Consider the following 14,671-nt stretch of genomic DNA (forward strand, 5'->3'; position numbering starts at 1 on the left):
TAAGTAAATGTGAATTACTAATTCTATAATATATAAATATGGAAATAATAATTCACATATAATTCTTAAGCACTTGTTGCTACTTTAGGCTTTTTAGAAACCTTGACTTGCTTAGCTTGTTGTTCCTTCCCAACTTCTTCTTCACCTGAATACGACAAATCAACCTTAGACTCATCATCCTCCACTGATGGCTCAACACTAGATTCATCACTTTCTAATGGCAAATCACCCCTAGGTTCCTCTATCTCAACCTTAGGTCTCTCTACAACCTTTTTTTCTAAATTGCTAAGTAAAATTTCCTTATAATCTGTATAAAGTCTCTCCAACATACGATTCATCATGAAACCTATCTTCGTTTCACAGAAATAATCTCCACCTGTTTGCTTAATATTGATATCAAGATTATCTGTATATTTCTTTGCTACACACTCTTTAAAGTATCCATATATATACTCATAGTCAATATCATCTGGAACAAGTACTGGAAAATTAACTATTGTTTCATCTATTCGATTAGACTACACCTCTTCACTCATATATGCTCTCCAAAGCCTATCTAGCTTTATATATAGCCTTTTTGCCAAGTATCGCAAATTAAATCTCATGTCACGTCTCCTTTTCTTTTATAATTTTATTCCTTTCTTCTTTAACTACAATCCTTAAACTAGATAAAGACATTCCCTTTGTTCTCTTAAATACTGCATAATTCGTTTCAAATTCAATATCCATCTTCGGCAACAACCTGTATGAAATGTCAGGTGCAGAATTATTTGATACATCACCTGTTATATTCACACCAGTATTGTCTGCTATATTTTGCTCTGAAATTGCAGAAATTATGCTGTCTAAAGAACCGTTCTTTGAAAACATTTGTCCTTCTTCTCCTTCTATAACCACACCTACATTTTCATCAATTTCAGATAGCGACATTTCATTTGCTATTTCACCCCTTTTATAACCGCTTTTACGTTCATAAATATCCTCATTTGACAATGACTCAGATAAAATGCTTGGGGGCGTTTTATACAAAAGACTATCTGTTTCGTTTGATTGTGCATTATTGCCTATGTTTTTCTGTAAAGTGGCTGACATACTTTCTCTTGCTCTATTCTTTAAATGCCTTCGTTCTTCTTCTGCCTTTCTCAGTCTCTCTTCTCTCTCTTTCGCTTCCTGTTTAAATAGCCTCTGCAAATATTCTTGTAGTCCCTTGTTTTCTAGCCTGTGTTCCTCTTCTTTTTTTGCCTTTTCTTTCTCAGAAATCTGCAAATTTTTTACTGCTTTTTTTCCTTTTTTTTCTAAAAATTTTTTTCCAACGCATATATTTTCGCCATAGACTGCTTTTGAAACACATCGCTTTTTGTACTTGTTCGAGTACCAATCTCTAAATCGCTCTTTCCAAATTACTTCGTAATCGCTTATTATCCCATCTTTCCTTTTCATCATCATCCACACTTTGTGCTTGTACCTGTTCGCAAATTGCTTTAAAAAGTGTTCCAAAATGTCTTCAAGACTGTATTCAATTCCATAATCAATTATTGCTTGCTCCAAATTTAGCAGCGCGTTTATGTACGTCGAATCATTATTGCTTTTTTCTTTTATCCGCTTTACATATTTTTTGCTAATTTTGTATTCAGATAACAGTCTTGTTTCAATATCTTTTCTCTTTATTTTGCTCTTGCTTTTCTCTTTCTCATGAGAATCAGATTTTTTCAAAATCATTTCTGAGTTCCCTTTAGAATTCTTTTCTTTTATATAGCTTGTATTAGCTTTATTAATATCATCCGAATCGTGCACATGCGAAATTATACTCATGCGATTTTTATTAAGTTGTTCGTTGTTTTTTGATTCTATTTTTTCTTTTATGAGTTTTGTAGTTTTCGAATTTATTTTTGAATTTATATTTTTGGGTTCGTTATCAAAAGGCTTATCAAAATCAAAATTTCCAATAATGAATTTATCTTTTAAATTGTCTTGTAGAAGTTGTGTTAGATATTCTAATATTGTTTCTTTATGTGTAGGCATTAGTTCCATGTTTTGAACATAGTAAGCAACACTTCCTTTTCCTTTACCAAATCTTATAATTTTAGATTTTATTAAATTTAGATTGTTTAGTAACTTTATATCTAGTTCTAGAGTGCGCTTACATACTTTTTTTGCATAATCATTTTCTAATAGTTTAATTACTATTTTTTGGATATCACTTGCGGAATATTCTTCAATGCCATTTGATTGTTTGTAATTTGTATTTTTAGTATTTATTGCCCAGTAAACTTTAAGCAATCTGTTGTAGCGTTTAAGCATTTTACTTATTTGCAATTTTACATAAGACATTCGTATCGTTTGAGTATTATGGGGATTTTTATAAATATTTAGTTCTACAAGGCTTTTTAATATTGCATTTATTTGACCTTTTGGGTCTTGATATTTGAAATTCTTCTTATCTTTTGCTATACTTAACATAGTTTGTTGATTTTTTATCCAAAGTTTGGATTTTCTTTTTCTTAAAAAGAAGCTTTGGATATTTATATATTTTATTATATACAAAAATTTCACTCTTGACTAGGTTTGAGGTCAAGGTGATTTTTTTATATGCAATTTTTTTGTTTTTTAAACTTTATATAAATAAAATAAAAGATTGGTATTATAGGTTTTTTTATTATCGTTGACTGTGTAAATTCCTGAACAAGGTCAATAATTTAGGTAATTTAGGTTACTGGTCTTATTTTTTTGTATTATTATGAGTATGTATCAAATTGATGTGAATTAGGATATAGATACAATTGAGATCAGACTTGGTGTAAGGGTAGATGGAGTTTAGATTTGTCTTAATGAAGAAATATACTAATTTGTATTGTTATTGTAAGCAAACTTGATGTTAAAATAGATGAGGTGAAGAGTGATCTAGGCTAAGTCTCAATCTAAATTTAATTGACTTTGATTGAGATTAGACTATAATTTAATGGGGTTACTTAGTTAGTTTTACTTTGATGGTTATTTTACATTTGCTGTTTTGTCTTTTTCAGTACAAATGTTTGTGATGTGATGAAAGTATTTAGGCATTTTATGATTTTATAGAGGTATAATAATTTGTTTTATGTTATTATCATTTCAAGTTGATTGTTTTCATCACAAAGTTGTAGAGAGTATGTGAGATTTGTTGATTATATAGTAATATAATTGGAGAGAGGTCTTTGATGATAAGTAAATATGATAAAAAATATAAATGTTGAATTTAGTATTGTAGAATCTTGGAGACTTAATTTTGAATTTTTTGTTCGCAACATTTGGTTAATAATGTTTGCTTTATTTTTATTTTTCTTTAATGTGTTGCATTCTCATAGAGGGATTGTGAGTTATAATGTTGGTAATCATTCCAAATTATATTTTACATTACCATTTACAATAGTCATTATAATAGTACCATCGTCAATATTATTGTATTTTTTGTATTTGCTAAGAAAGCGTGTAGTTGAGGGTATTGTAAAAGCTTCAGTGTTTGTGTATTTAGAAAAAGTTGCAATATTTGTATTGTTGGTGATAGGACTTGTAACTTAGTCTGTGAGTTCTTGGATGAGTTTTGAAAGTTTTTTTAGTCTAATGTTTGAGGATACTATTAGGGACACTTTTTTGAGTGTTAAGAAAAGTCAGAGTGAGCAAGAGGAAGGTATCCGTAAATTACTTTCTGATAAAGAACGGATAATAGAGAGTGAAATAACTAGTATTGATGTTAAGATAAAGAATAATAATGATCGAATAGAATATGCTAAGAATAAGCATTTAAATTTGGACTATACATATAAGACTATGAAGCAAGATTATTTGAGAGAAATTGAAAATGCAAAAACAGAAAATAAGGCTTTGTTTAATCAAAGGGATGAATATTTAAATTCTTTAAAAGGTTTGCGTTTCAGGCTTAGTAGTTTGATTGAAACAACGGCTATCAATAACAATCGATTTAAGGCTGCAAATGTGTTGAATGGAACATCTGTTGTTATTGCTAAAGATGATTATCTTAATATAATTTTTGTTTATTCGCTATTATTATTGTCTATTTGTCTTGATATATTTTTAGCGATGGTGTTTTGTATTATACAAAATGCTTATCATAAGTTTTATGTAGAAAAGTCAGTATTTTTATGTGGTGGTATTGATTGTAATAAGAGCAATTTAAAACCTAAGTTGCAAAAAAGTATACAAACTGTTAAATTGCGAGATAAAAAGGTATCTAATAAAGTATCTAATGAATCTCTTGAATTTATTGCATCTAATTTAGAAGGTGATAATCGTACTATAAAGTCATTGAGACAAATGAATGAAGATACTAAGTTATCGCATTATAGAATAAGGAAGTATTTATCAGATTTAAAAGATAACGGTTTAATTATAAGAAAGAAACAAAGATTGCTGCTTAATATTGATGCAGATAGTTTATTTAGTGAAGAGAACAAGAAAAATAATGTTGACGATCAATGCAAAGTAATAGAGTTGGTTCAAAGGAATGAATGAGGTTAAAATTTTGGTTAAATCAATAGATGAGTTGTTTCAAATAATAGGTGGATGTGACAATGGATTTGGGCTGTAGCTGGGGTGATATTCTGTGATTTATTGCTGATTTCGTTGAAGCTGGCTAGAAAATTGCTTAAGTTGAAAAATGGACTATAAGGAGTTTTGATCAAATTAGAAGGACTTAGTGTTACAAGGAGGTATAACATCAAGAACAATGGCAAAGATGGTAAATTTATTATAAAGGATACTGATGATAAGAAGGCTGAGTTTGATGTATCTAAAGGTATAGCATCAAGTGCATTAAGTAGGACATTTAGTACTCTAATAATTGCGGTGGGAATATTTTGGTAGTGGTTTAAAGAAGATAAGTTAAGAATTAACTACAGCTAAACAAGAAGATAAGCTAGCAGAAGCAGTGGCTAGTGGACAATAATAGGTGATTATCGATAAAAATTATTAAAATAAATAAAGAAGTTTAAAGGAAGCATTTTTTTTGTTCTTTGTGAGGAATATAGAGAAGATGTTTTTTTGTTAGATTAAGTTATTTCAGTATATTTTTTTATCTTGTTCATTGAGCATTAATTTTTCATGTGTGCATTTCATTTATTTTTTATTTATTCATTTTGTTTTTGCTTTGGGACTAATGTTGTTAAGAGAATGAAAAGGAGAGAGAAGTGATAAAGAGAAGTCTTGTGGCGATGATGATAGTGGTGATGATAGGATGTGGACAACAAGGAGAAGTAGGAGAGAGTGCTCAGAGTAAATTTTTGAAGTCTTTGGTGAGCTTAGGTAGTGATTTTATCAGTGTTTTCACATCTTTTGGAGAGTGTATTGGGATTAAATGTTGAGAGTAAGAAGCTGATGTTGGGAAATATTTTAGGACAGTGCAAGAGACTGTGCAAGGTACAAAGGATAAGCTTGAGAATATTGTGGCTGATATGAAGAGGGAAGGAAATCCGAATGCGTCAGGAGTAGAGAGTGAAGTAAAGAAATTAGTAAGTGAAACGCTTGATAAGATAATAGAGAGAGCAAAGACTGCTAGTGAGGCTATTGGTACTGCAGGTGGCCTACTTGGTGATATGGGCTGCTCAAAATAATGGTGGTACTGTTGGTTGATGTTGAGAGTCTGTTAAAGGAAGTTAAAGGTATAGTAGATATAATTCTTAAAACTGAGGGTAATTCTGAGGCTGGGGATGACAAAAAGGCTGAGAATCTTACTTCAAGAACTGCAGGTGCTGCTGGGAATGGCGAATCAGGTAAATTATTCGCTTCAGCTAATGCTGGTGATTCTGCTAATACAAAAAAATCTTCAGTTGATGCATGCAGCTAGGTCTGTTGGTGCAGTAACTGGAGCTGACATATTGAAAGCTATGATTAAAGAAGGTTGTGATGCTGTTAAATTGGCTAGTTCTAAGAATGCTGTTGCTGCTCCTAAAGATGGAACTATCGCAGATGCTATAGCGTTAAGATCGATGGCAAAAGGTGGTAAATTTGTTAATGCTAGTGAGGGCTGATAGTGATGGGGTTATTGCTGTTGCAGTTAAAGGAGTGGCATTAAGTGCAGTTACTAAATCATTAGATACTTTAACTATAGCAATAAGAAAAACAATAGACATGAGACTTAATACTATTAAAGAAGCAATGAAAGTTAATGCTAATGATACTCCTGTAAGTTCTGATAAAAAGATATCTGAAATTAATAATTAATTAGAATTTAATAAAAAAATGATTAAATAATAAAATCATTTAAAGGAAACACTTCTCTTATTCTTTATAAGATAACAGAGAGGATGTTTTTTTGTTAAATGAGGTTATGTGCTATATAAGTAGTTTTATGAATACTACTATTTATAAGTACAAATTTTGTTTGTTATAAATTTATATATATTTAAAGAAATTTTGGTTGCTTCGTTTAAGTCTTAATTTAATAGTAGTTATAGATAATTGTAAGCGCGCCTGACATTTTATAGTTTATAACTTCATAAAGATAAATGTTAATATACTGAAATCTATAGCAAGTAATATGTTTATTAAAGTTATATATCATGAAGAAAAAATATTCAATAAATGTTAATCCTAGAATATTAAAATAAATTATGCCAATTGATATTAGTCTATAGATTTAATATCTTATGTGATTTGTTTGTTTAATAAATCTTTTAAGGTTTAAAATAAAAGAGGATTAGATATGGCTTTTTTTTGGTGGATAGATATGAGATAGGAATAAATATAATAAAAACTTTTTAAAATGACTATTGAAAGACTATAGGATTTAGAGTCATTCTTATATTGACTTATTCAAATCAGAGTGTGTTTATTTTGAATGTAGGAATTTTATTAACACTGATATTAAGGTTATCAATAGTTTTAAATATCCAATTATGTGATCTTGATATACTCTTAAGTTCTATTACGTTAAGGATAGCAAAATGTTTTCTTGTTAAATCAACTGATTTCAATATGTTTCTTTTATCTTTTTTATTAAGCATTCATTTCTCATTTGTTCATTTGGCAAGTTAATTTCAATTTATATATCATTCATTTATTGATGTTTTACTGTTGAAGTAATCTTGAGAAGTAAGTAGAGAAATAGATAAGAGAAGGAGAGAAAAAGAGAAGAAGAGAGTAATGATGAAGAGAAGTCTTTTGATGATGCTGATAGTGGTGATGATGGGATGTAATAGTGGGTTATTGGCAGAAGAGAAAGTAAAGAATGAGTTTTTGAGTTCTATGGTGAATTTAGGGAAAGGGATTTTTAGATATTTTTGTGATATTTGGGGATATGATAAGTGGGACATTGGGGATAAAAGTGGATACAAAGAAATCGGATATTGGGGTTTATTTTATTAAAATTTCAGAGACAATGAAAACAACTAAAACGAAGTTAAACGAAATTTTAGAGAAGAATGGGAATTATGCAAAGGTAAAGAAAGAGGTGTTAAAATTTATTGTGAGAAATTAACCAAGATAGAAGTAGGAGCAAAGAAAGTTGCTTTGGGGGCTACTGATACTGCATTAATTGGTCAGGTAGTAAAATCTGCTGCTGCTGGAATTGATGGTCCTGATACAGGAAGTATAAAGAATTTGGTTGAGGAAATCAAAGGGATAGTTGATTTGGTTATTACAGAAGGAAATGGACAAGCAGATAGAACTAATCCTGTTGAAGATGATAAGAAGAATATTGGGAAGTTATTTGGTGCTAAGAATGAGAATGATAAGGGTACTGAAGATAAACATGTGGCAGCAGCAAGTGCATCAATAGGAGCAGTAAGTGGAGCTGACATATTAAAAGCAATATCAGCAGCTAATTCAGATGCTAAGAGAGATAGTAAGGTTAATGAGGCTGAGGATGCGGCTGCTTTGGCTTGAGCTAAGGGTACTAATACTGATAATAATGATCAAATTAAAGATTCAGCAAGGAAAGATGCAATTATTGCAGTAGGAATAGCCTTGAGAGCAATGGCAAAAGATGGTAAATTTGTTGTAAAGGACACTGCTGATAAGAAGACTGAAGCTGTTGCAGCTAAAGGTGTAGCATCAAGTGCAGTAAACAAGACACTCAGCACTCTAATTATAGGAATAAGAGACACAGTTGATAGTGGTTTAAAAAAGATAAATGAAGTATTAGCTACAATTAAGCAAGAAGATAAGGAAGCAGAGAGTTTAGCTAGTGGACAATAATAAGTAATTGTCAATAAAAATCAGTAAGGTAAAAAAAGTCATTTAAAGGAAACACTTCTCTTTGTCTTTTTGAGACATACAGGGAGATGTTTTCTTGTTAGAGTTCATTGATTTAATATATTTCTTTTATATTTTTTATTAAGCATTCATTTATCATGTGTGCATTTCATTTGTTTTTCATTTATTCGTTTTTCTTTCGTTTTTTCTGTTGGAGTAAAGTTGATAGAAATAGAAATAGAGACTCTTTAAAGGAAAGGGAACGTTATAAAGGAGAGAAGGGAACTTAAGAGAAGAAAGGATTATGAAGACCGAGTAATTTTTTTTAGAAGAAAGGAGAGCTTATTTAGAAGAGCTTATTGAGATGGGCTTAGAGAGAGAAAAGGAAGAGAAGGGAGCTTTAAATTATTGAGGATTTAAAGATTGGGGGGGTTTTTAAAGAGTTGATTAAGGAGGGAAAAAGATGATGAGAGGAATTAGAGGAATAAAAGATAAAGAAGAAATTAGAGGGGGTAGTGGGAAGATGAGAGGGGTGATAAAGAGAAGTTTGATTATTATGATGATTTTGGGAATTATGGGATGTAATAATGGAGTAGCGGAGCTAGAAAAGAAGAATGAGTTTTTGCAGTCTTTGGTTGGCTTGGGGGAATGATTTTATTGGTGTTTTTACTTCTTTTGGGGATATTGTTGGGAGTGTGTTGGGATTAAATGTGGAGAGTAAGAAATCTGATGTGGGGAATTATTTTAATACAGTTAAAGAAACTGTAGAGGGGATTAAAAATAAGCTTAATAAAATTGTCGCTGACATGAAGAGAGAAGGGAATCCGAATGCGGCGGGAGTAGAGAGTGCAGTAAATAAATTAGTTAGTGAGATTCTTAATAAGATAATTGGTGGAGCAAAGACTGCTAGTGAGGCTATTGGTGATGCTAATGAACCAGTTGGTAATGTTTCTGCTGGTGGTGTTGGGGCTGCTGCAGGTGCTGGTGGAGATGTTGTAAACTTAGTGAAGGGAATTAAGGATATTGTAGATGTAGTGCTTAAAGGTGTCGGAAATGCTGAGGCTGGTACCGATAAAAAGGCTACTGATGGTTCTAGTGCAAGAGGTGCTGCTGCTGATAATGAAGCGGGGAAGTTGTTTGACACAGCTAATGCTGGTGATAGTGCTGACAAAGCAAAAAAATCAGCAGCTGATGCAGCAAAGGCAGTTGGAGCCGTAACTGGAGCTGATATACTAAAAGCTATGATTAAGAATGGTATTGAGGATTCTGCGAAGGCTGCTTCTGCTAAGGATGGAACTATAGCAGGAGCTATAGCGTTAAGAGCTATGGCTAAAGGTGGTAAGTTTGCTAATACTAATAATGCTGCTACTGTTGATGTTGTTACTGCAGTTAAAGGGGCGGCAGTAAGTTCAGTAACTAAAGCATTAGATACGTTAACGATAGCAATAAGAAAGACTATTGATGAAGGACTTAAGACTGTTAAAGAAGCAATAAAAATGAATTCTGGTGATATTCCTGTAATTACTGAAGCTAAAAATCAATAATCATTAACTAATTAGAGTTAATAAGGAATAGGTAATTAAATAAAGTCATTTGAGGAAAACTTTTTTCTGTGTGAGAGTTGTTTTCCTTTTTTATATAGTCCAGTGTTACGTTTCAGACTTAAATTTTTTTTGACTCATCAATAATTGTTCCTTTTTTGTGTTTTAGTATGTCTTATTAAAGATTTATCGTTTTTTTATCTTTGATAATTGTATTTTCTTAATTAGTTGTTAATTTTATGAAGAGAAGTTTGGTTATTATGATGATTTTGGGAGTTATGGATGTGGACAACAAGAATAGGCACCAGGGAAAACAGAATGGCGCTGGGAGTGGGATAAGTGGGGCAATGATGGAAGTTGGGAGGAGTGCTGAGAGTACTTTTTATTCCTTTTTGGAGTTGATTTCAGATGTTTTAGGTTTTACTGTTACTACAGATACAACTCGGGATAAAGTAGGAGGATATTTCAAAGCATTAGCAAGTGGAATTGAAAAATCTATACAAGAATTAGTTGAATTTGGGAATAAGATTGAACAATCAAGAAAAGAAGGAAAGGAATTAGAATTAAAGATAAAAATTGGAGAAGCTAAAAATACTTTGATAGCATTGAAAGGATATATAGAGTCTTTAAAGGATATAGGTGATGCTAACAAAGTAGTTGATGTACAAGCCAGTCAAAGTGGAGTAACAGCAAATCAGGCTAAATTGGAAGCCAGTATATGAAGCATTGAAAGGAATCGTAACCGGAGCTACTACAGAAGGTGTTGAAGAACTCAAAAAAAGTACTATAAAAGTAGTCAACACATCATTAGGCGGAACTAATCCAGAAAATGGAGCCAAGGTATTAGCAGCAGGTTCTAATGCAGGAGGTAATGCAGGATTGGAAGCAGCAGCAATAGTATCATCAGTGAGAGGAGAGGAAATGTTAGCAGCGATAGTGAAATCAGGGGAAGATAAAGCTAAAGCGATAACAGCTAATGCAGGTGTAAATACAAGTGCATTGGAATTTGCGGTAGGAGGATCTACAGCAGCTAATTTGGCACAGGATGCAGCATTAGCAAGTGCAGTTAGTGGAGGAATAGCATTGCGCTCTTTAGTTAAAGATGGTAAATTAGCTTCTCATTCTGGTAATGATAACAAAGGAGTAGAGATTGCAGGAATAAGTGCAACAAATAAACTGTTAGGAGCAATAGATGATATAATTAAGGAGACAGTGAAAAAGGTATTTGATAAAGTAAAAAAAGAAGTAAATAATGCAAAAAAATGAAAATAATTAAGTAAGTAATAAGACAGATATTTAGATTAGATTATTTATTAATGAGAATAGGAGGAAACTTAGAGATGATTTTAGGTTGTCTTCTATTTTGTATGAAATTAAGAATAGAAGAATCAGAAGTTGAATATAAGGTGAATTAATATTCGTTTATTCATTTTTATTTCATTTTTTCTTTTGACCTAAGCTTGTAAAGAGAAATAAGGAAGGAAGAAAAAAATGAAATAAATAAAAGAGCTAGAAAAAAAGAAGAAAGGGAAGGAAGAAGGGAGAAGGATAAGTAGTGGGGGTTATTAAGAGAAGTATGGTAGTGATGATGGGATGTAATAGTGGATTGTTAGCAGAGGAATAGAGATTAGAGAAGAGGAATAGTTTTTTAGATTCTTTGATTAAGATAGGGGGGGGAAGGTTTTTTTTATGAGATTTTTGGCGTTTTTGGAAATGTTTTTGGTGATGCATTAGGCTTTAATGTTGTTAAATCGGATGATAAGAAAAGTAAAGTAGGAGAACACTTTAAGAAGATAGGAGCGCTGGACTTACGTCAACTAAGGATAAGTTAAACGAGCTATCAAGTAAAATCTTTGAAGTTATGAATGCTGATGGAGGTACAATTTAAAGTATTTAAGATGCAATCAAAGGAGCAAGTGAAGTCTTTGATCAATTGATTGGTGCTCTAACTAAACTTGCTGCTGTAACTAAAGAAGCTAGTGGGTACTGACATTGGTGATATTGCAAATAATGCTGATGCAGTGGCTGCTTATAAAGATAGTGTTGAAGTTATATACAAATTTATAACAAATATAATCCGTACTTATAGATAGTATTCGTAATTATATAATACTTATATAGTACAAATATTTCATTTTATATATCACTTAAAGTGACAAATATTTCCAAAAATCCTTTTCCTAAATTCACTATTGAGATTGAAGCTGGAAATGCCGGTGATGTGATGTGGTGAATAGTGCTGCTGCTAATGCAGTAGAAGCTATTGTAAAATATATAATATATCAATTACTTATTTGTTTTGATTGTTTTTAAGGTTTCAATAGGGAAAAAAGAAATGAGGGGGGGAATAAAAAACGAAGTAACAGAGAAGATGTTTTCTTGTTAAATGAGGTATCTACTATATACTGGGACATTGGGAATAAAGTCTGAGACTAAGAAATCGGATATTGGCGTTATTTTACTAAAATTACTGAGACAATGAAATTAACAAAAGTAAATAATGCTATAGGTAATGCTGTTAAAAACCGATTTGCGGTTGCTGCTGATAAACCTTCAGTTATTGCTTTGGTTAAAGGAATTAGATCTATTGTTGGGGTAGTGTTGAAAGAAAGTGAAGGTAATGCTGATGCTACAAAAATTCAAGATGAGAGAAAGGATATTGGTAAATTGTTTGGCAATCAAGATGATGATAGTTCTCAAGAGGCAGAGGCAGCTAAGGCAAATGCACCAATAGGTGCAGTAAGTGGGGCTGACATATTAAGAGCTATAGCTATCTCTAAAGAGAATCCTTCTGATGATAGTGTAAATGGCATTGAAAATGCTAAAGATGCGGCTGAAATTGCGGTAGCTCCGGCTGTTAATGACAAGAAGGAAATTAAGGACCCAGCAAAAAAAGATGCAGTAATAGCAGCAGGAATAGCATTAAGAGCAATGGCAAAGTATGGTAAATTTGCGGCTAAAAATGGTGACGATAAACATGCTAATGCAATCAATAGCTATAGTGAAGCAAGAAGATAAGACATCAGAAGCAGCAACTAGTGGACAATAATAAATAATTATCGGTAAAAATCAGTAAAAAAAAAGTTATTTAAGGAAAACATTTCTTTTATTCTTTTTGAAGTCATATAGGGAAGATGTTTTCTTGTTACATTAAGAATTGATTTAATATATTTTCTTTATTTTTTTTATTAATCATTAATTTATCATGTGTGCATTTCATTCGTTTTTTATTTATTCATTTCTCTTGTGTTTTTTCTGTTGAAATAAAGTTAATAAGAGAAGAGAGACTCTTTAAATAATAGGAAGAGAAGGGAAACTTTTAAAGAAGAGAAGAAAGGAGACTGTAAACCGAGTAACTTTTTTTAGAAGTTAGGAGAGCTTATGTAGAAGATCTTATTTAGAAGAGCTTAGTGAGAGAGTAAAGAAAGGGAAGAGAAGGGAAGCTTTAAATTGTGGATTTAAAGCTTGGGGGGGATTAAAGAGTTGATTAAGGAGGGAAAAAGATGATGAGAGGAATTAGAGGAATAAACATTAATTATTATAAGAGAGGGGGTGTTGGGAAGATGAGAGGAGTGATCAAGAGAAGTTTGATTATTATGATGATTTTGGGAATTATGGGATGTAATAGTGGGTTAGTAGCATAGAAAGAGGGATTAGAGAGGAAGAATAGTTTTTTAGATTCTTTGGTTAAGATCTGTCAAGGATTTCAGGAGATTTTTGGCGTTTTTGGGAATGTTGTTGGTGATGCATTAGGCTTTAATGTTGTTAAATCAGATGATAATAGAAGCAAAGTAGGAGAACACTTTAAGAAAATAGGAGATGGACTTACAACAACTAAGAATAAGTTAAACGAGCTATCAAGTAAAATCTCTGAAGCTAAGAATGCTGAGGATAACACAGTTGAAACTGTTAAGGGTGCAATTAAAGGAGCAATTGAGATTTTTGAGCAACTAATTGCTGCTTTAACTAAACTGGCTAGTGTAACTAATGATGGTAACCCAATTGGTCATAATGCTGATGCTGTTCCTGGTGCTGCTGAAAAGGCTGGAGTTGAAGCTATTATTGGTGGAGTTCAAACTATTATTGAAGTAGCAGAGAAGTCTGGTGTAAAAATTGATGTTGGGAATGCTGGTGGACAGGTAACAGCTGCTGCTACTACTGATGCTCCTGCTGTACTTGGTGGTGCTAATGGCAATGCTGGTGCTAATGCTGGTCTTAAACTAGTAGCTGAGGTATCAAAAGCAGATCCATGGGCAATGATTGACAAAATTAAGAATGCTAAGGCTACTGTTCCTGCTGCTCTTGCTGGTAACAATAATAATCATGAAGCTGGAGCACTAGCTGCTTCTAATGCGAATGCTGGTGCGGCTAACAATGGTGCAAAGACCAATGCTGATCTAGTAGCAGCTGTAGCTTTAAAGGCTATGACTAAGGGTGGTAAATTTAGTGCTAATAATGCAGATACTGAAACAGTGAAAGCAGCAGCTGCAAGTGCGGTAAACAAAGTACTAGGGATACTTGATGTAATAATTAGGAAAACAGTGGCAAATAATCTAGATAAAGTAAGAGAAGCTTTTAAAGAAATACAATACTCAGATACTCCTGGAATTAATGCTACTGAAGCTAGTACTACTCAACCTACTACGAAATAATAAATCATTAAACTAAATAATAAAGTCATTAAAGGAAAACACTTTTCTATTTATGCAGAAGAGTTGTTTTCTTTTTTTTAGCATATGTGATCTATAGTATTAAATAAGGAGCAGTTGATGGAGCTAAGAAGGTATTAGGGGGAATTAAAAGGGCATTTAGAGTTGTTAAAAGAGATAGATGATGAGGAATGTAGTAGGAGCTGCATCAAGCAATTAACAAGGAGTAGCAGCAAATACAGAGGAATTAAAGAAAGCGTATCAAGCATTGAAAGGCATAGTAGAGATAGCGAAGAC

The 14,671-nt window shown here is 32.1% G+C and carries 7 protein-coding genes and 8 pseudogenes; 12 read left to right on the plus strand and 3 right to left on the minus strand.

What is annotated here, in order from left to right; all coding sequences use genetic code 11:
* Window positions 1–65: 65 nt before the first annotated feature.
* A complete protein-coding gene (locus tag U881_RS0101775; protein ID WP_235048116.1) occupies window positions 66–329 on the minus strand; it encodes a hypothetical protein in 264 nt (87 codons plus the stop codon).
* A gap of 277 nt (window positions 330–606) precedes the next feature.
* A complete protein-coding gene (locus U881_RS0101785) occupies window positions 607–2,544 on the minus strand; it encodes a plasmid maintenance protein (RefSeq protein WP_024653061.1) in 1,938 nt (645 codons plus the stop codon).
* A 663-nt stretch (window positions 2,545–3,207) separates the two neighbouring features.
* Here U881_RS0101785 and U881_RS11810 point away from each other — a divergent pair.
* The 4 genes and pseudogenes from U881_RS11810 (at window position 3,208) to U881_RS13040 (ending at window position 6,213) form a co-directional block, all read left to right on the plus strand.
* Window positions 3,208–3,555 (plus strand): hypothetical protein, encoded by a 348-nt coding sequence (locus tag U881_RS11810; RefSeq protein ID WP_084538408.1) that lies wholly within the window; start codon window positions 3,208–3,210, stop codon window positions 3,553–3,555.
* A 15-nt stretch (window positions 3,556–3,570) separates the two neighbouring features.
* Window positions 3,571–4,506 carry a hypothetical protein gene (locus tag U881_RS10475; RefSeq protein WP_235048117.1) on the plus strand — a complete coding sequence of 312 codons (936 nt, stop codon included), beginning with the start codon at window positions 3,571–3,573 and terminating at the stop codon, window positions 4,504–4,506.
* Window positions 4,507–4,668: 162 nt separating this feature from the next.
* The gene (locus U881_RS0101800) at window positions 4,669–4,857 is read left to right on the plus strand and encodes a hypothetical protein (RefSeq protein WP_024653062.1); all 189 of its coding nucleotides are present in this window, start codon (window positions 4,669–4,671) and stop codon (window positions 4,855–4,857) included.
* 347 nt (window positions 4,858–5,204) lie between these two features.
* Window positions 5,205–6,213: pseudogene (locus tag U881_RS13040) on the plus strand (variable large family protein).
* Between the two features lie 596 nt (window positions 6,214–6,809).
* Here the strand turns inward: U881_RS13040 and U881_RS0101830 are convergent.
* Window positions 6,810–6,995, minus strand: a complete 186-nt coding sequence (locus U881_RS0101830) for a hypothetical protein (protein ID WP_024653067.1) — start codon at window positions 6,993–6,995, stop codon at window positions 6,810–6,812.
* Between the two features lie 139 nt (window positions 6,996–7,134).
* Between U881_RS0101830 and U881_RS13190 the strand changes: the two genes are divergently transcribed.
* The 8 genes and pseudogenes from U881_RS13190 to U881_RS13195 form a co-directional block, all read left to right on the plus strand.
* Window positions 7,135–7,356, plus strand: coding sequence for a hypothetical protein (locus tag U881_RS13190; RefSeq protein ID WP_235048118.1), 222 nt, complete (start codon window positions 7,135–7,137; stop codon window positions 7,354–7,356).
* Window positions 7,289–8,187, plus strand: a pseudogene (locus U881_RS10485) (variable large family protein). The gene U881_RS13190 and the pseudogene U881_RS10485 overlap by 68 nt, the downstream one beginning before the upstream one ends.
* Window positions 8,188–8,707: 520 nt before the next feature.
* Window positions 8,708–9,728, plus strand: a pseudogene (locus U881_RS10490) (variable large family protein).
* Between the two features lie 236 nt (window positions 9,729–9,964).
* A pseudogene (locus U881_RS10495) lies at window positions 9,965–10,991 on the plus strand (variable large family protein).
* Window positions 10,992–11,301: 310 nt separating this feature from the next.
* Window positions 11,302–11,694 (plus strand): annotated as a pseudogene (locus U881_RS13845) (variable large family protein); the annotation flags it as partial.
* A 429-nt stretch (window positions 11,695–12,123) separates the two neighbouring features.
* Window positions 12,124–12,719: pseudogene (locus U881_RS10500) on the plus strand (variable large family protein); the annotation flags it as partial.
* A gap of 569 nt (window positions 12,720–13,288) precedes the next feature.
* Window positions 13,289–14,377, plus strand: a pseudogene (locus U881_RS10505) (variable large family protein).
* A gap of 144 nt (window positions 14,378–14,521) precedes the next feature.
* Window positions 14,522–14,671 (plus strand): annotated as a pseudogene (locus tag U881_RS13195) (variable large family protein); the annotation flags it as partial.

The sequence above is a fragment of the Borrelia persica No12 genome, assembly GCF_000500045.1.
Classification (GTDB): Bacteria; Spirochaetota; Spirochaetia; order Borreliales; family Borreliaceae; genus Borrelia; species Borrelia persica.